Genomic DNA, 15,673 nt, shown 5'->3' with positions numbered 1-15,673 from the left:
TTGAAAGCACCGCGACGAACCGGGTAGGCTTTCCGTCCCGACCGGTTCTCGCGGTGTTCCTTCATGCGCGGCCCTTTGCTGGCACTCTGTCTTCTCGTCGGCCTCGCCATGGCCCATCCGGCCGCCGCGGCGGAAGGCGCGCCCGGCGCTCTGCCGCCCTCGGTCCGCATCCGGCCGCTGATGGTCCCGGTGGTGAACACCCAGGGCCGCATCGAGAAGTACACGCAGATCGAGGTCAATCTGGAGGTCGGCGACGCCCTGCGGCTCGGCGAGGTCCAGCTCAGCATCCCCCGCCTGCACGACGCCATCCTCACCGCCGTCTACAAGGGCATCGACGAGGGCTGGATCGTCCGCGGCAACATCGCCAACATCCCGGCCCTGCGCCGGCGGATCGACGACGCCGCCAGCGCCCTGTTCGGCAAGAACGTCATCACCCGCATCCTGATCACGCCGCTGGCGCGCCAATCCTCGTTCCAATAGGCGCCCGCGTTCCGGTAGAGTCCCCCCGAAGGCTCCGTGCCGACAGAGGGAGGGCAAGGCCGATGGCCGTGATCTATGTGGCGCGCAGCGCCGCCCTGACGAAATGGGCGTCCGACGTCGGGCAGGGCAAGCACACCTACAAGCTGGGCGTCGCCGATGACGCCGCCGACGCGAAGGCCGCCGCCGACGCCGGCTGGGGCGGCGAGACCGACTGGAAGCTGGTCCAGTCCCAGGAGGTCGAGGGGCTGGACGAGGAACAGGCGCTGGCCCGGCTCGGCCGCCGCGAGAAGACCATCGACCCGACCTACTACCCCCGCCTGAAGGGCGCCGCCGGAATCTTCCGCATCGCCCTGACCAACGTGCAGAACAGCCTGCTGGTCGCCAAGGCGATGACCGCCGACGAGCCGCTGGTCGAGGTCAAGGTCAAGCCCAAGGACATCGCCGACTACATGATCCGCAACGCGATCGCGTGATGACCCCGCCGCCCCGCCCCGCGCCGCTCTACACCATCGGCTACGAGCGCGCCTCGCTCGACGCGGTGATCGCGGCGCTGAGGGCGCGCGGCGTCGCCACCGTGCTGGACGTGCGCGAGCTGCCGCTGTCGCGGCGGGCCGGCTTTTCCAAGACGCCGCTGTCGGCCGGGCTGGCCGAGGCCGGGATCGGCTACGTCCATCTCAAGGGGCTCGGCACGCCCAAGGAGGGCCGGGTCGCCGCGCATCTCGGCCGGATGGACCGCTTCTGGACCATCGTCGCCGAGAAGATGGCAACGCCGGAGGCCGAGCATGATCTGGTCCGCGCCGCCGGGATCGCCGCCCCGGCGCCCGCCTGCCTGCTCTGTTTCGAGGCCGAACCCCATGTCTGCCACCGCCTGCGCGTCGCCGAGGCGCTGACCGCGCGCTTCGGCTTCACGGTGGAGCATCTGCACGCCGCGCCGCCCGGCGGCGCCACTTCCTTCTGATCCCCGTCCCGACGAGTCCATCCGATGCCGATCCGCCTTGCCCGCTTCGACGAACTGACGACCCGCGAGCTGCACGCCCTGCTCCACATGCGGCAGAGCGTGCTGATCGTCGAGCAGGCCTCGCCCTACCCCGACCTCGACGGCCGCGATCCCGAGGCGCTCCACCTGATCGCCACCCGGCCGGAGGATGCGGATTCGGGGTGCCCGGCGCCGGTCGGCTGCGCCCGCTGCTTCGGCCCCGGCGCGGAGCCCGGCGCCACGACCGCCTTCGGTCGGCTGGCGGTGCTGCCCGCCGAGCGGGGCACCGGCCTGGGCCGCGAACTGGTCGCCGCCTCGCTGGCCCTGCTGACCGAACGGTGGCCGGACCACGACGTCGTCATCGGCGCCCAGCTCTATCTGGAGCGTTTCTATGGAAGCTTCGGCTTCCGGCGGGACAGCGACGTCTACGACGACGTCGGCATCCCGCACATCGACATGCGGCTCAGCCGCTGAGCGCGGCGGGACCGCGCCGCCGCCGCGTCAGCCCAGCACCCGCTTCACGATGACGTCCAGCTTGGCCAGCATCGCCGGGTCGCGGCGGTCCGGGGCGGTCATGATCGCGTTGTCCAGCGCGGTGTGGCAGCCCTGGGCGCAGGCGTCGCCGCGCCCGGCGACCTTGGGGGCCAGCGCCGACACCAGCGAGCGCGCCTTGCCGGCGTTGGCGACCACCACCTTGATCACCGCGTCCACCGTCACATGGGCGTGGTCGGTGTGCCAGCAGTCGTAATCCGTCACCATGGCGACGGTCGCGTAGCAGATCTCAGCCTCGCGGGCGAGCTTGGCCTCCGGCATGTTGGTCATGCCGATGACGTCGCAGCCCCAGCTCCGGTACAGCTCGGACTCGGCGATGGTGGAGAATTGCGGCCCCTCCATCACCATGTAGGTGCCGCGCCGCCGGTGCGGCACGTCGAGTTCGCGGAGCGCCTCCTCGATCAGGTCGCCCAGCCGGTTGCACACCGGGTGGCCGAGCGCCACATGCGCCACCAGCCCGGTCCCGAAGAAGCTCTTCTCGCGGGCGAAGGTGCGGTCGATGAACTGGTCGATCACCACGAAGGTGCCGGGCGGCAGATCCTCCTTCAGCGAGCCGACCGCCGACACCGACAGGATCTCGGTGACGCCGAGCTGTTTCAGCGCGTGGATGTTGGCGCGGAAGTTCAGCTCCGACGGCGGGATGCGGTGGCCCCGGCCGTGGCGCGGCAGGAAGACCAGCCTCTGCCCGTCGAGGTCGCCGGTCAGCAGCTGGTCCGACGGCTCGCCGAACGGGGTGCCGACCGTTACCCAGCGCTTGTTCGCCAACCCGTCGATGTCGTAGACGCCGCTGCCGCCGATCACGCCCAGCACCGCCGCCGTTCCGCCGCCCGCCATGTTCCGAAGCTCCGTTGCATAAAGAAACCGGCCGCAGTATCCCGGCGTCCCACGGCAAAGGCAACGCCCGTCGCCGGCGGATCAGCGGCGCCGGGGGCGCCGGGGGCGCAGCAGCGGAGCCAGCAGCAACCCGGCGAGCAGCCCGCCGACATGGGCGCCCCAGCCGACCTCGGCCAAGGGCGAGTCCGGGGCCGGCGGCACCACCACCATCGCAAGGTTCAACGCGGCGAACAGCGCCACCGCCACCCGCAGCGTCCGGTCCAGCCAGCGCCGCAGCGGCGAGCGCTCCGGCGGGCGCAGCCACAGCCAGGCCCCCATCAGGGCGCAGATCGCCCCGCTCGCCCCGACCAGCGGCGCCATGCGGTCGGCCGCCAGCGCGCCCTCGGTCAGGGCCCCGGCGACGGTCCCGGCGGCGAACAGCAGCGCGAAGCGTCCATGCCCGACCACCCGTTCCACCGAGGCGCCCAGGGGCCAGAGCACCGCCATGTTGGTCAGCAGATGCACGGGGTCGCCATGGATCAGCACATGGCCGAACAGCCCGCGCCACAACGCCGATGTCGGCAGCGGCCCGGCCAGTTCGACCGTCCCGAAGAAGTAGGCCGGCACGAAGGCGAAGGATTCCGGCGGCAACTGAAAGACGAACGCGAACACGCAGGCGAGGATCACCGCGCGGGTGACGTGGGCCGGCGCGCCGGCCACCGCCGTCCGCCCCCTTCCCTCTCCCAGCGCGAGCGCCATGCCGCCCCTTTCCCCGCGTCGATCCGTCCCACTCCAATGTGGGTGCGGCAACCCCCGAAGTCAGCCTTTTGAGCGTGCCCTATGCCCCTCGGACGGATTGGAGCGCGAGCCGGCGGCTGGCACACTGCCTCCACCATTCGGCGAGACTCCGCCCCACCGCACAACAAGGGGCGGCAGCCGAAACCTCCGGGGGAGCAAACGACCAATGACCGAATCCCAAAACACCGCCCAGGACACCGCCCACAACTCCGCCCAGGATACCCCCATGCGGGTCGAGCGGCAGGGCCGGGTGATGGTGATGACCATGAGCGACCCGGCGACCCGCAACGCGCTCAGCCTGCCGATGATGGCGCGGGGCCGCGACGCGCTCGACGAGGCCGTCCACGACAGCGGCATCGGCGCCATCGTGCTGGCCGGCGACGGCCGGGCCTTCAGCTCGGGCGGGCACCTGACCAACCTCTACCACCACGGCAGCAAGTCGCGCTCGGAGAACCGCGACGGGATCGAGCGCTTCCATGGCTGGGTCCGGGCGATGCGCGAATGCCCCAAGCCGATCGTCGCCGCCGTCGAGGGGCCGGCGGCCGGGGCCGGCTTCTCGCTGGCGCTGGCCTGCGACCTGATCGTCGCGGCGGAGGACGCCTCCTTCCTCACCGCCTACGTGAAGGTCGGCCTGACGGCCGACGGCGGCGCCTCGGCCTCGCTGGCCCGCGCGCTGCCGCCGCAGCTCTACGCCGAGCTGATGCTGACCGGCGGCCCGGTCGATCCGCAGCGCCTGCACATGGCGGGCGTGGTCAACCGCGTGACCGCCCCCGGCCGCGCGCTGTCCGAGGCCGTCGCCTGGGCGCAGACCATCGCCGACGGCCCGAGCGGCGCCATGGGCCGGGCGAAGAAGCTGATGGAGCTGGCCTATGGCAGCTTCGCGACGCAGCTCGCCCGCGAAAGCGACCTGTTCGTCGAGGCCCTGCACCATGGCGAGGCCAAGGAGGGCATCACCGCCTTCTTCGACAAGCGCCCGCCGGTCTTCCACAAACGGTGAAACAACTTGTAGCTGCGGTTTGATGAAGCGTTTTTGCCGCGGCGTGCGACAGCGCGCTTCCTTGAGCCTGTTCCGCGAATTTGCTGAATTGTCCGGGCGGTCGGGGCGGTGGAACGGCCACCGCCCGCGCCGCACTACCGGAGGGCAAGAGGATGGACAAAATCCTCACTCTCCTGATCCTGGTGCTGGAGATCGTCAAGCGGTTGCTTGACCTTCTTCACTAGGATCGGGTGGGCGTGCCGGGGAAAGCAGACCCGGCACGCCTTCCCCGAAGATAGGACACAACCGTCCTCCCGGCAACCACCCGGATGCCCCGGAACCACCATGCCGGGCAGTTCCCCACCCTCACGCGCCCCGCCTACGATTGCGTGTTGAACAAGGATCGCCATCGGTTGTAGAAACCTGCGGCATGACACAACCGCGCCGCATCCTCTCCGACGCCGAACGGCTCGACTGGCTCCGCCTGATCCGCACCGAGAATGTCGGGCCGATCACCTTCCACCGCCTGCTCGACCAGTATGGCGGCGTCCGGGAGGCGCTCGACCGGCTGCCGGAACTGGCCCGGCGCGGCGGGCGGGTCAAGCCGCTCCGCGTCGCCTCCAAGGCCGAGGCCGAGCGCGAGCTGGCGGCCAACCGCAGGCTCGGCGCCCGGCTGCTCTGCGCCTGCGAGCCCGACTATCCCGAACCGCTCGCCGCCGTGGACGACGCGCCGCCGGTCGTCTCCGTCCTCGGCCACGCGCATCTGCTCCAGAAGCGCGCCGTCGCCATCGTCGGCGCCCGCAACGCCTCCCTGAACGGCAAGAAATTCGCCGAATCGCTGGCCCGCGACCTGGGGGCCGCCGGGCTGCTGGTCGTCTCCGGGCTGGCGCGCGGCATCGACACCGCCGCCCACCGGGGATCGCTCGCCAGCGGCACCGCCGCCGTGGTGGCCGGCGGCATCGACGTCGTCTACCCGCCGGAGAACGAGGATCTGTACCGCGACATCGTGGCGCAGGGCGTGGTGGTGGCCGAGAGCCCGGTCGGCACCCAGCCGCAGGCCCGGCATTTCCCGCGCCGCAACCGGCTGATCTCCGGCCTGTCGCTCGGCATCCTGGTGGTGGAGGCGGCGCTGCGGTCGGGCTCGCTGATCACCGCCCGCATGGCGCTGGAGCAGGGGCGCGAGGTGATGGCGGTGCCGGGCTCGCCGCTCGACCCGCGCTGCCACGGCACCAACAACCTGATCCGCCAGGGCGCCGCCCTGGTGGAGAGCGCCGAGGACGTGCTGCGCGCCCTGGAGAGCCTGCGCCCGCCCTCCCTGGCGGAGCGCCGGCGCGACCTGTTCGAGACCCGCAAGCCCGCCGAACCCGACGAATCCGACCTCGCCCGCGCCCGCGCCGTGGTTCTGGAAAACCTCGGCCCCTCCCCCGTCACCATTGACGAACTCGTCCGCGGGTGCCAATTGTCCGCTCCGGTGGTGCTGACCGTGGTGTTGGAACTCGAGCTTGCCGGCCGAGTCCAGCGGCATCCCGGTCATCAGGTCTCTCTCGCCTGATCGGCACATTCCGGTTTCGGGTATAGGCACACGCGAAGGGCAGTCTCTTGCCGGGCAGCAACGTCGTCATCGTCGAATCGCCGGCCAAGGCGAAGACCATCAACAAATACCTGGGCGACGATTACACCGTCATCGCCAGCTTCGGCCATGTGCGCGACCTTCCGGCGCGCGACGGGTCGGTGCGCCCCGACGAGGATTTCGCGATGGAGTGGGAGCTGGGCGACCGCTCCAAGCGCCACATCGACGAGATCGCCAAGGCGGTGAAGACGGCCGACCGCGTCTACCTCGCAACCGACCCGGATCGCGAGGGGGAGGCCATCGCCTGGCATTTGTCCGAACTGCTGCGCGAGAAGCGCCTGTCCGACAACCGCGAGGTCCAGCGCGTCACCTTCAACGAGATCACCAAGTCGGCCGTCCAGACCGCCATGGCCAACCCGCGCGCGGTGTCGAAGGAGCTGGTCGACGCCTATCTGGCGCGCCGGGCGCTCGACTATCTGGTCGGCTTTACCCTGTCGCCGGTGCTGTGGCGCAAGCTGCCGGGCTCCAAATCGGCCGGCCGCGTCCAGTCGGTGGCGCTGCGCCTGATCTGCGAGCGCGAATCCGAGATCGAGATCTTCAAGCCGCAGGAATACTGGTCGATCGGCGTCGGCTTCACCACGCCGGGCGGGGCGGCCTTCACCGCCTCGCTGACCCAGCTCGACGGCAAGAAGCTCGACAAGTTCGGCCTGCCCAACCGCGAGGCCGCCGAGGCCGCCGTGGCGCGCATCCGCCCGCAGGCCTTCGCCGTCGCCTCGGTCGAGCGCAAGCAGAGCCGCCGCAACCCGTCGCCGCCCTTCACCACCTCGACCCTCCAGCAGGAGGCCTCGCGCAAGCTCGGCTTCGGCGCCACCCGCACCATGCGCACCGCGCAGCGGCTGTACGAGGGCGTCGACATCGGCGGCGAGACGGTCGGCCTCATCACCTACATGCGTACCGACGGCGTCAGCCTGTCGCAGGAGGCCATCGAGTCGGCGCGCGGCCTGATCGGCTCGCATTACGGCGAGCGCTACGTGCCGGAGCAGCCGCGCGTCTACAAGACCGCCGCCAAGAACGCCCAGGAGGCCCACGAGGCCATCCGGCCGACCGACCTGCACCGCCGCCCGGAAAGCGTCGCCTCCCATCTGGAGCCGGACGAGCTGCGGCTCTACGAGCTGGTCTGGAAGCGCACGCTGGCCAGCCAGATGGAAAGCGCCGTCCTGGACCAGGTCGCGGTCGACATCGCCAGCCCGTCGAAGGACGTGGTGCTGCGCGCCACCGGCTCGGTGGTCGTGTTCGACGGCTTCCTGAAGGTCTACCAGGAGGGGCGCGACGACGCCGAGGACGACCAGCAGGACCGCCGCCTGCCCGCCATGGAGGAGGGCAACGATCTCACCCAGGGCGAGATCGCGCCGGAGCAGCATTTCACCCAGCCGCCGCCGCGCTACTCCGAAGCCAGCCTCGTCAAGCGGCTGGAGGAGCTGGGCATCGGCCGGCCCTCCACCTACGCCTCGATCCTGCAAGTGCTCCAGGACCGCAACTACGTGCGGCTCGACAAGCGGCGCTTCATTCCCGAGGATCGCGGCCGGCTGGTGACGGCCTTCCTGGAGAATTTCTTCCACCGCTACGTCGAGTACAACTTCACGGCCGAGCTGGAGAACCAGCTCGACGAGATCTCCGACGGCAAGATCGACTGGAAGACGGTGCTGCGCGACTTCTGGACCGCCTTCGACGTCGCGGTCAACGGCACCAAGGACCTGACGATCACCCAGGTGCTGACCACGCTGGACGAGGAGCTGGGCTCCCACTTCTTCCCGGCGCCGGTCGAGGGCGGGCACGACCCGCGCGTCTGCCCGGTCTGCCGCGAGGGCCGGCTGGGGCTGAAGCTGGGCAAGATGGGCGCCTTCATCGGCTGCTCGCGCTACCCGGAGTGCCGCTACACCCGTCCGCTCGCCGTCGCCAACGACGAGAACGGCGAGGTCCAGGAGGGCCCGCGCGAGCTGGGCAACGATCCCGAGACCGGCCTGCCGGTGAGCGTGCGTCGCGGCCCCTACGGTGCCTACATCCAGCTCGGCCCGGCTCCGGCGACCGCCGCCCCGCCTCCCCCGCCGCCGGTCGAGGAAGCGCCGGCCGACGACAAGGCTGGCGGCAAGAAGGTCAAGGCCAAGAAGAAGCCCAAGGACGACACGCCCAAGCCCAAGCGGGTGTCGCTGCCCAAGGGCATGGCGGCGGCCGACGTCGATCTCGACACCGCGCTGCGCCTGCTGGCGCTGCCGCGCGCCATCGGCAACCACCCGGAAACGAATGAGGAAATCAGCGCCGGCATCGGCCGCTTCGGTCCCTACCTGAAGCACGGCAGCGTCTACAAGTCGCTGACGCCCGACGACGACGTGCTGACCATCGGCATCAACCGGGCCGTCGACCTGCTGGCGGGCGCGGCCAAGAAGGCGTCGGCCCCGGCCAAGACGCTGGGCGACCACCCCAAGACCGGCAAGCCGATCACCATGGGCTCGGGCCGCTTCGGCCCCTACGTGAAGCACGGCAGCGTCTACGCCTCGATCCCCAAGGCGACCGAGCCGGACAGCGTGACGCTGGAGCAGGCGCTGGAGCTGATCGAGGCGAAGGTCGCCAAGGACGCCGCCAAGAAGGGCAAGGCCCCGAAGGAGGCCGAGCCGGCCACCGCCGAGGGCGAAGCTCCCGTGAAGGAGAAGAAGGCGCCGGCCAGGAAGGCCGCCGCCAAGGCCCCGGCGAAGGCGGCCGCGACCAAGACCGCCGCCGCCAAGGCCACCAAGGCGAAGGACGCGGCCGAAGCCAAGGCGGAGGGCGCCAAACCGGAAAAGACCACGGCGCGCAAGAAAGCGTCGTAAGCCGCCGCAGCGGCCGGCGCCGCCCCTTCCGGATCGGGAGCAGCGGCGCCGGCCCACCCGGTTTCACAGTGACCAGCGCACGGCAAAACGCCGCCCCTTCCGGTCCGGAAGAGGCGGCGTTTTTCTTAGAGCGCCGAACAGAATTCCGTTTTCGCCATCGGTGCCCAATGGAACCGTCATCCCCGCGAAGGCGGGGATGACGAGTCGAGAGACGACCCAAGCTTCTGTTAGGCGCTCTTAGGACGAGCGTCAGGCGATCAGATGTGCAGCGGACGGCCGTCCACCGCCAGCGCCGCTTCCTTGGTCGCCTCCGACAGGGTCGGGTGGGCGTGGCAGGTGCGGGCGATGTCCTCGGCGGACGCGCTGAACTCCATGGCGAGCACCAGCTCGGCCACCATCTCCGACACGTTCGGCCCCAGCAGATGGACGCCCAGCACCTTGTCGGTGGTGGCGTCGGCCAGGATCTTCACGAAGCCGTCGGTGGTGCCGCTGGCCCGCGCGCGGCCGTTGGCGGTGAAGGGGAACTTGCCGGTCTTGTAGGCGACGCCCGCGGCCTTCAGCTCCTCTTCCGTCTTGCCGACGGCGGCCACTTCCGGCCAGGTGTAGACGACGCCGGGAACGAGGTCGTAGTTGACGTGGCCCTTCTGGCCGGCCAGCAGCTCGGCCAGCGCGACGCCGTCCTCCTCCGCCTTGTGGGCCAGCATCGGGCCTTCGATCACGTCGCCGATGGCGTAGATGCCCGGCACGTTGGTCTCGAAATGATGGCCGACCTTGACCCGGCCGCGCTCGTCCAGCGCCACGCCCACCGCGTCGAGCCCGAGGCCCTGGGTGTAGGCGCGCCGCCCGATGGCGACCAGCACGACGTCGGCCTCGACCGTCTCGGCGGCGCCGCCGGCGGCGGGCTCGACCGACAGCGACACGCCGGTTTCCGAGACGTTGGCGCCGGTCACCTTGGCGCCCAGCTTGAAGGTCATGCCCTGCTTGGCGAAGATGCGCTGGGCCTGCTTGGAGATCTCGCCGTCCATCGTCGGCAGGACGCGGTCGAGATACTCGATCACCGTGACCTGGGCGCCAAGGCGGCCCCAGACCGAGCCCAGCTCCAGGCCGATGACGCCGCCGCCGATGACGACGAGACGCTTCGGCACCTCCGGCAGCTCCAGGGCGCCGGTGGAGGAGACGATTTTCTTCTCGTCGATGGTCAGGCCGGGCAGCGGGGTGACGTCCGAACCGGTGGCGATGACGATGGCCTTCGACGCGGTGACGGCGCCGACGCCCTCGACCTCGACGGTGGTGCCGGACGTGATGGTGCCGGCGCCCTTCAGCCAGGTGATCTTGTTCTTCTTGAACAGGAACTCGATGCCGCCGACGTTGTCTTTGACGACCTTGTCCTTGTGGGCGAGCATGCCGGGCAGGTCGAGTTCGACGCTGCCGACCTTGATGCCGAACTTGGCGAGGCCGTGCGCGGCCTCCTCGTACTTCTCCGACGCCGCCAGCAGGGCCTTGGAGGGGATGCAGCCGACGTTCAGGCAGGTGCCGCCGAGCGTGCCGCGCTTCTCCACGCAGGCGACCTTGAAGCCGAGCTGCGCCGCACGGATCGCGCAGACATACCCGCCGGGACCGCCGCCGACCACGACGACGTCAAAAGTGCTTTCAGCCATGAGAGGCTTTCCTTCCGCCATTCTTGCTCGTTGCCAAAAGCCGTCCCGTCCAGCGGGGAGGGCCGCGCGGCGATTTATGCCCGCGCTTCAGCCGGCTGGCAACGAGACACTTCGTCCGGACCGGGTTGCGGGCGGAGGGGCTTGCCGGCCGGGGTCAGAAGCCGAGATCGCGGTAAAGCTCGGCCAGGGGCAGCTCCAGCCCGGCCGTCTCCAGGGTGAGAACGGCGTCGCCCTCCAGCACCTGCGGGGCGGCCGGCCAAAGGTTGTCGGCGTCGCGGCGGTGCAGCTCGGCGCGGACGGTCCGCGAATCGAGGAACAGGATTTCCCGCACCGACGGCATGGCGGCGTAGACGTGCAGCTTGGCCCGCTGCGCCTTCTCCTCGGTCGGCGAGAGGATCTCGACCAGCAGGGAGGGCGCGGTGGTGTAGGGAACGTCCGGGTCGAAGGGCTCGCAGGTCACCGCCAGATCGGCGACCCGGTAATTGTGCGTCGGGTCGAAATGCGGGCGGATGCCGGCCTCGGTCAGGGCGGCGCAGGACTGCCCGCTGCGCCGGTTTCGCTCCGCCAGCGCGTTGCCGAGGTGCCGGGCCAGGGCGCCTTGCAGGGTGCTGTGGGCGCGGCTGGGGTGCGCCTGGGCGACGACCGCGCCGTCGATCAGCTCGCAGCGGACATCCCCGCCGAACGGCATGGCGAGGAATTCATCGACCGTCACCATTGGCGTGATGCGCAGGGCCCGCGACATGACAACCTCCCGATCCGACCATCGCCCTAGAATGTAAGGGATGTGGAGCGGCTTGCGAAGGGCACCCCTTTTGCGCAGCGGGAAATCCAACCGGGCTGGGAAACCTTCACGGCTCCGCTTGCGTTCTTTCAGCCATCGGATCGCACCGCAACGGGAGTTCCCCAATGACCAGCATCAAGAAGTTCGCCCTGTTCGCCATCCTCGGCACGCTGCTCGGCACCTCGCTGACCGCCTGCAACACCGTCGAGGGCGCCGGCCAGGACGTGCAGGCCGGCGGTCGCGCCATCGAGCGTTCGGCCGACAACGTCCAGAAGAAGATGTGAGGCGCGGGCGGCCCCGTCAGTCCCCCGGCCGTCAGCCCTTCAGCCGCTTGATGGTGTTGGTCGTGCTCTGTCCCTGGACCAGCTCGGCCAGCACCACCTTGCCGCCGTAGCCCATGACGAACTCCGCTCCCACCACCGTCGCGACGGTGTAGTCGGCGCCCTTGACCAGCGTGTCGGGCCTGAGCGCGCGGATCAGCGTTTCCGGCGTGTCCTCGCCGAAGATCACCACCAGATCGACGCAGCCGAGCGACGCCAGCACCGTGGCGCGCGCCGTCTCGTTCTGCACCGGGCGCGAGTCGCCCTTCAGCCGCTTCACCGATTCGTCGCTGTTCAGCCCGACCACCAGCACGTCGCACGCCGCGCGCGCCTGTTTCAGCAGCGAGATGTGGCCGGGGTGCAGCAGGTCGAAGCAGCCGTTGGTGAAGCCGACGCGCTTGCCGCGCAGCCGCCAGCGCTCCGCCCGCTCCGCCGCCTCGTCGCGGGTCGCCACCTTCTCCTCGCCGTGGCGCCATTCCTGCTCGTGCAGGGCCGACAGCAGCTCGGCGGTGCGGACGACGGCGGTGCCGACCTTCCCCACCACGATGCCGGCCGCGAGGTTGGCCAGCCGCGCCGCGTCGGCCAGCCCGACCCCGACCGCCAGCGCGGCGGCCAGAGTCGCCACCACGGTGTCGCCGGCGCCCGACACGTCGAACACCTCGCGCGCCTCGGCCGGCAGATGCACCACGCCGTCGCGGGTGACCACCGACAGGCCCTGCTCGCTGCGGGTGGCGACGACCGCGCCGATGCCGCAGGTTTCGATCAGGTTGCGGGCAGCGGTCACGACCTCCGCGTCGGTGCGGGCGGGAAGGCCGGTCGCCTCCATCAGCTCCTTGCGGTTGGGGGTGACGATGTCGGCGCCGCGGTAGCGGCGGTAGTCGCGCCCCTTGGGATCGACGACGACCGGCTTGCCGGCCGCGTTGGCCGCCGCGATGACCTGGGCGACCAGCTCATCGGTCAGCACGCCCTTGCCGTAGTCGGAGAGGATGACGCCGCCGACCTCGGGCAGGTCGCGCCGGACCTGCTCCAGCACGCGGCCGGCGACGGTGATCGGGGCGACCGTCTCGACGTCGGTGCGCAGAAGCTGCTGCTGGCCGGCGATGAAGCGTGTCTTGACCGTGGTCTGGCGCCCGGCCTCGACGATGATGGAGGCGCCGTCGCTGACCCCCTCCCGCTTCAGCAGGGCCAGCAGGTCGCCGCCCACCCCGTCGCCGCCGACCACCGACACGAAGCGGCAGGCGGCGTCGAGCGCCACCAGATTGGCCGCCACGTTGCCGGCGCCGCCCAGCTTGGGAAGCTCGCGCTCGATGCGCAGCACGGGAATCGGCGCCTCGGGCGACACCCGCTCCACCGAGCCATAGACGAAACGGTCGAGCATCACGTCGCCAAGGCACAGCACGTTGGCGCGGGACAGGGTGTCGATATGACGGGCAAGGTCGCTCATGGCGCCTGTCATACCAATCCGCGTGCGTGGACGCCAGAGCCCAAAGCCGGCGGCCGGCCCTGCGCCGGAAGCTCAGGAAAAGGCCGGCACCGCCCGGCGCAGGTCGCCGGTTCCCCGGCTGAAGGTCAACGTGAGCTGGCCGGACAGCTCCGCGCCGGAGACCGCCGCCACCGACGCGGCCGGCGGGTCCAGGACCAGGCCGGCGGCGGCGAGCGCGCGGCCGAGATCGCCGAGCCGGTCGCCGGGCAGGGAAAAGCGGACCACCGCCATGACGTCCGAAAACAGGGTGTGGTCCTCGATCCAGCCGCCCGACGCGCCGAGCGCCTCGGCGACCGCCGTCAGCGCCTGATGGCGGTCCGTCGCGACGACGGCATCGAATCTGACAAACGCGCGCATGGAGCCTCCGGGCAGTGTCCGACATCTCCATTCTAGAGGATCCGTAGGCAACCCGCACGGCGGCGGATAAGCTGTCCTCCCATTCTCTCCGTTCGTCCGCCCCTCCATGCCCGTCCCCTCCGCCGCGAACAGCCTGTCGGCCAAGCTGCTGGTGCTCACGATCCTGTTCGTGCTGCTGGCCGAGGTGCTGATCTACACGCCCTTCATCGCCCGCTTCCGCATGACCTATCTGGAGGAGCGGCTGGCCGCCGCCCACATCGCGGCGCTGTCGGTGGAGGCCGCCCCCGACCTCATGGTCACGAAGCAGCTCCAGGCCAAGCTGCTGTCCTACGCCGGCGCCCACGTCATCGACCTGATCCAGCCCGACGCGCGGGTCTACATGCTGTCGCGGCCGATGCCGCCGGAGGTGGACGAGACCTTCGACCTGCGCGCCGCCGGCAACTGGGCGCTGGTGCGCGACGCCTTCCGCGCGCTGACCGAGCCGCGCGACCGGGTGATCCGCGTCATCGACCGCTCGCCCAAGGACCGCGCCCAGCGGGTCGAGGTGACGATGGACGAGCGGCCGATGATCGACGCGATGCTGGATTTCTCGCGCAGCATCCTGGCGGTGTCGGTGGCGATCTCGCTGATCGCCGCCGGGCTGGTGTTCGTGACGCTGCACGCCCTGCTGGTGCGCCCGATGCGGCGGCTGACCGCCGGGGTCGTCGCCTTCCGCCGCGATCCCGACGGCGCCCCGCCGCTGGTGCCGGAGACTCGCGGCGACGAGATCGGCGTCGCCGGGCGCGAGCTGGCCGCCATGCAGGGCACCGTGCGCGCCGCGCTGCGCCAGCGCGAGCGGCTGGCGGCGCTCGGCACCGCCGTCGCCAAGATCAACCACGACCTGCGCGGCATCCTGTCCACCGCGTCGCTGCTGTCGGAGCGGCTGGGCGAGAGCGCCGACCCGGAGGTGCGGCGGGTGACGCCGCGCCTGATGGCCTCGCTCGACCGCGCGGTCGAGCTGTGCGGGCAGACCCTGTCCTTCACCCGCGACGGCGCCCTCCCCTTGCGGCTCGGCCCAATCGACCTGCGCGCCCTCGCCGAGGAGGCCGGCGCGCAGGCGCTCGACACGCTGCGGCCGGACGGCGAGCGCGTCGAGGCGCGCTGGATCAACGATGTTCCGGCGGGGACCGTCATCCAGGCCGACGCCGGGCAACTGTCGAGGGCGCTGGCCAATCTCACCCGGAACGCCGTGCAGGCCGGGGCCGACGAGCTGCGGGTCGCCATCGCGCCGCGCGCCGGAACGGCGGACGCCCCGCTGACCGTCACCGTCGCCGACAACGGGCCGGGCCTGCCGCCACGGGCGCGCGACCATCTGTTCCAGCCCTTCGCCGGGTCGGCGCGGGCCGGCGGCATCGGACTCGGACTCGCCATCGCGCGCGAGGTGCTGCGCGCCCATGGCGGCGAGCTGCGGCTGGTGGAGAGCACCGGCGAGGGCAGCGTCTTCGCCCTCGACCTGCCCGTGGCGGGTCCCGGCGCGGCGCGCCCGGCACCGCGAAAGTCATTCGTGCCGCATTGATCTGCCGCATTGATTTTCACGCTGCGCTGCCGCAAAGTCCCGGCAAATCGCAAGCGTTTGTCCTATCCCGTTCGGAATAGCCCGGAGCGCTTGGCGCGGCTTTCTTTTCGAAAGGACCTTTGACGTGAAAGCACTCGGCAACTGGACGTCGCCCATCCTCGCCGGAATCATGGCCTTTATCGGCCTGCTCGCCTCCTCGCGCGCCGCCGACAGCGCCTTCGAGGTGGGCGGGCTGCTCGTGTTCCTGGGCTGCGTCGTCTACATCTTCTCGGCCATCGGCCGTCATTTCGACCAGGCCGAAGCCCACTGAGGATCGGCGCGGCGGCCGTTGCGCCGCCAACTTCCTTGGTCATGACCGGGCCTGGCCCGGTCATCCATGTGGAACCTTGAGATTCGCTCGTGGATGCCCGTGCCGAGCACGGGCATGACGAAGAGACAGGCCGACAGGGAAAAAAGCCGCTTCCTACGCCGCGTCGATGCCTACACCCCG

Annotated in this window: 16 protein-coding genes; 10 read left to right on the top strand and 6 right to left on the bottom strand. The window is 70.7% G+C overall.

The features are described 5' to 3' along the window. Positions 1–63 precede the first annotated feature (63 nt). The 4 genes from J2847_RS18150 (at position 64) to J2847_RS18135 (ending at position 1,930) form a co-directional block, all read left to right on the top strand. Positions 64–480 carry a hypothetical protein gene (locus J2847_RS18150; RefSeq protein WP_085554899.1) on the top strand — a complete coding sequence of 139 codons (417 nt, stop codon included), beginning with the start codon at positions 64–66 and terminating at the stop codon, positions 478–480. 62 nt (positions 481–542) lie between these two features. Then, on the top strand, positions 543–953 hold the full coding sequence (locus J2847_RS18145) for a hypothetical protein (RefSeq protein WP_209780292.1): 411 nt from the start codon (positions 543–545) through the stop codon (positions 951–953). Next, positions 953–1,438 carry a DUF488 domain-containing protein gene (locus tag J2847_RS18140; RefSeq protein ID WP_209780291.1) on the top strand — a complete coding sequence of 162 codons (486 nt, stop codon included), beginning with the start codon at positions 953–955 and terminating at the stop codon, positions 1,436–1,438. The genes J2847_RS18145 and J2847_RS18140 overlap by 1 nt, the downstream gene beginning before the upstream one ends. A gap of 24 nt (positions 1,439–1,462) precedes the next feature. Next, positions 1,463–1,930: a GNAT family N-acetyltransferase gene (locus J2847_RS18135; protein ID WP_209780290.1), complete on the top strand. Its 468-nt coding sequence runs from the start codon at positions 1,463–1,465 to the stop codon at positions 1,928–1,930. A 27-nt stretch (positions 1,931–1,957) separates the two neighbouring features. Here the strand turns inward: J2847_RS18135 and J2847_RS18130 are convergent, their stop codons facing one another. Together J2847_RS18130 and J2847_RS18125 are read right to left on the bottom strand one after the other, a co-directional pair. After that, positions 1,958–2,842: an S-methyl-5'-thioadenosine phosphorylase gene (locus J2847_RS18130; protein ID WP_209780289.1), complete on the bottom strand. Its 885-nt coding sequence runs from the start codon at positions 2,840–2,842 to the stop codon at positions 1,958–1,960. An 81-nt stretch (positions 2,843–2,923) separates the two neighbouring features. Further along, positions 2,924–3,580 (bottom strand): rhomboid family intramembrane serine protease, encoded by a 657-nt coding sequence (locus J2847_RS18125; RefSeq protein ID WP_209780288.1) that lies wholly within the window; start codon positions 3,578–3,580, stop codon positions 2,924–2,926. Between the two features lie 205 nt (positions 3,581–3,785). Between J2847_RS18125 and J2847_RS18120 the strand changes: the two genes are divergently transcribed. The 3 genes from J2847_RS18120 (at position 3,786) to topA (ending at position 9,029) form a co-directional block, all read left to right on the top strand. Continuing rightward, positions 3,786–4,616 carry an oxepin-CoA hydrolase, alternative type gene (locus tag J2847_RS18120; RefSeq protein ID WP_209780287.1) on the top strand — a complete coding sequence of 277 codons (831 nt, stop codon included), beginning with the start codon at positions 3,786–3,788 and terminating at the stop codon, positions 4,614–4,616. Between the two features lie 409 nt (positions 4,617–5,025). Beyond that, positions 5,026–6,147 carry a DNA-processing protein DprA gene (gene dprA / locus J2847_RS18115; protein ID WP_209780286.1) on the top strand — a complete coding sequence of 374 codons (1,122 nt, stop codon included), beginning with the start codon at positions 5,026–5,028 and terminating at the stop codon, positions 6,145–6,147. Positions 6,148–6,194: 47 nt separating this feature from the next. After that, complete coding sequence (gene topA, locus J2847_RS18110) at positions 6,195–9,029, top strand: type I DNA topoisomerase (protein ID WP_209780285.1); 2,835 nt, start codon at positions 6,195–6,197, stop codon at positions 9,027–9,029. A gap of 257 nt (positions 9,030–9,286) precedes the next feature. Here topA and lpdA read toward each other — a convergent pair whose 3' ends face one another. Both lpdA and J2847_RS18100 read right to left on the bottom strand, forming a co-directional pair. After that, positions 9,287–10,687, bottom strand: a complete 1,401-nt coding sequence (gene lpdA / locus J2847_RS18105) for a dihydrolipoyl dehydrogenase (protein ID WP_209780284.1) — start codon at positions 10,685–10,687, stop codon at positions 9,287–9,289. Positions 10,688–10,841: 154 nt separating this feature from the next. Then, complete coding sequence (locus J2847_RS18100; protein ID WP_209780283.1) at positions 10,842–11,429, bottom strand: Uma2 family endonuclease; 588 nt, start codon at positions 11,427–11,429, stop codon at positions 10,842–10,844. Between the two features lie 164 nt (positions 11,430–11,593). Between J2847_RS18100 and J2847_RS18095 the strand changes: the two genes are divergently transcribed. Then, the gene (locus tag J2847_RS18095; protein WP_209780282.1) at positions 11,594–11,752 is read left to right on the top strand and encodes an entericidin A/B family lipoprotein; all 159 of its coding nucleotides are present in this window, start codon (positions 11,594–11,596) and stop codon (positions 11,750–11,752) included. A gap of 31 nt (positions 11,753–11,783) precedes the next feature. Here the strand turns inward: J2847_RS18095 and rfaE1 are convergent, their stop codons facing one another. Both rfaE1 and J2847_RS18085 read right to left on the bottom strand, forming a co-directional pair. Further along, positions 11,784–13,232 (bottom strand): D-glycero-beta-D-manno-heptose-7-phosphate kinase, encoded by a 1,449-nt coding sequence (gene rfaE1 / locus J2847_RS18090; protein WP_411800598.1) that lies wholly within the window; start codon positions 13,230–13,232, stop codon positions 11,784–11,786. A gap of 72 nt (positions 13,233–13,304) precedes the next feature. Beyond that, positions 13,305–13,628, bottom strand: coding sequence for a hypothetical protein (locus J2847_RS18085; protein WP_209780280.1), 324 nt, complete (start codon positions 13,626–13,628; stop codon positions 13,305–13,307). 106 nt (positions 13,629–13,734) lie between these two features. Between J2847_RS18085 and J2847_RS18080 the strand changes: the two genes are divergently transcribed. Together J2847_RS18080 and J2847_RS18075 are read left to right on the top strand one after the other, a co-directional pair. Further along, positions 13,735–15,183 (top strand): sensor histidine kinase, encoded by a 1,449-nt coding sequence (locus J2847_RS18080; RefSeq protein WP_209780279.1) that lies wholly within the window; start codon positions 13,735–13,737, stop codon positions 15,181–15,183. 124 nt (positions 15,184–15,307) lie between these two features. Further along, positions 15,308–15,493, top strand: coding sequence for a hypothetical protein (locus tag J2847_RS18075; protein WP_209780278.1), 186 nt, complete (start codon positions 15,308–15,310; stop codon positions 15,491–15,493). Positions 15,494–15,673 lie beyond the last annotated feature (180 nt).

This window comes from Azospirillum agricola (assembly GCF_017876095.1).
Taxonomy (GTDB): Bacteria; Pseudomonadota; Alphaproteobacteria; order Azospirillales; family Azospirillaceae; genus Azospirillum; species Azospirillum agricola.
Note: the sequence above shows the minus strand (reverse complement) of the source record. Positions and strands in the feature narration are given on the sequence as shown.

Excerpts from the sequence above, each read along its gene's own strand:
- J2847_RS18125 (WP_209780288.1), bottom strand. The coding sequence starts at position 3,580 with ATGGCGCTCGCGCTGGGAGAGGGAAGGGGGCGGACGGCGGTGGCCGGC.
- J2847_RS18100 (WP_209780283.1), bottom strand. The coding sequence starts at position 11,429 with ATGTCGCGGGCCCTGCGCATCACGCCAATGGTGACGGTCGATGAATTC.
- J2847_RS18140 (WP_209780291.1), top strand. The coding sequence starts at position 953 with ATGACCCCGCCGCCCCGCCCCGCGCCGCTCTACACCATCGGCTACGAG.
- J2847_RS18085 (WP_209780280.1), bottom strand. The coding sequence starts at position 13,628 with ATGCGCGCGTTTGTCAGATTCGATGCCGTCGTCGCGACGGACCGCCAT.
- lpdA (WP_209780284.1), bottom strand. The coding sequence starts at position 10,687 with ATGGCTGAAAGCACTTTTGACGTCGTCGTGGTCGGCGGCGGTCCCGGC.
- J2847_RS18145 (WP_209780292.1), top strand. The coding sequence starts at position 543 with ATGGCCGTGATCTATGTGGCGCGCAGCGCCGCCCTGACGAAATGGGCG.
- J2847_RS18150 (WP_085554899.1), top strand. The coding sequence starts at position 64 with ATGCGCGGCCCTTTGCTGGCACTCTGTCTTCTCGTCGGCCTCGCCATG.
- J2847_RS18135 (WP_209780290.1), top strand. The coding sequence starts at position 1,463 with ATGCCGATCCGCCTTGCCCGCTTCGACGAACTGACGACCCGCGAGCTG.
- dprA (WP_209780286.1), top strand. The coding sequence starts at position 5,026 with ATGACACAACCGCGCCGCATCCTCTCCGACGCCGAACGGCTCGACTGG.
- J2847_RS18120 (WP_209780287.1), top strand. The coding sequence starts at position 3,786 with ATGACCGAATCCCAAAACACCGCCCAGGACACCGCCCACAACTCCGCC.
- J2847_RS18130 (WP_209780289.1), bottom strand. The coding sequence starts at position 2,842 with ATGGCGGGCGGCGGAACGGCGGCGGTGCTGGGCGTGATCGGCGGCAGC.
- J2847_RS18080 (WP_209780279.1), top strand. The coding sequence starts at position 13,735 with ATGCCCGTCCCCTCCGCCGCGAACAGCCTGTCGGCCAAGCTGCTGGTG.
- rfaE1 (WP_411800598.1), bottom strand. The coding sequence starts at position 13,232 with ATGAGCGACCTTGCCCGTCATATCGACACCCTGTCCCGCGCCAACGTG.
- J2847_RS18095 (WP_209780282.1), top strand. The coding sequence starts at position 11,594 with ATGACCAGCATCAAGAAGTTCGCCCTGTTCGCCATCCTCGGCACGCTG.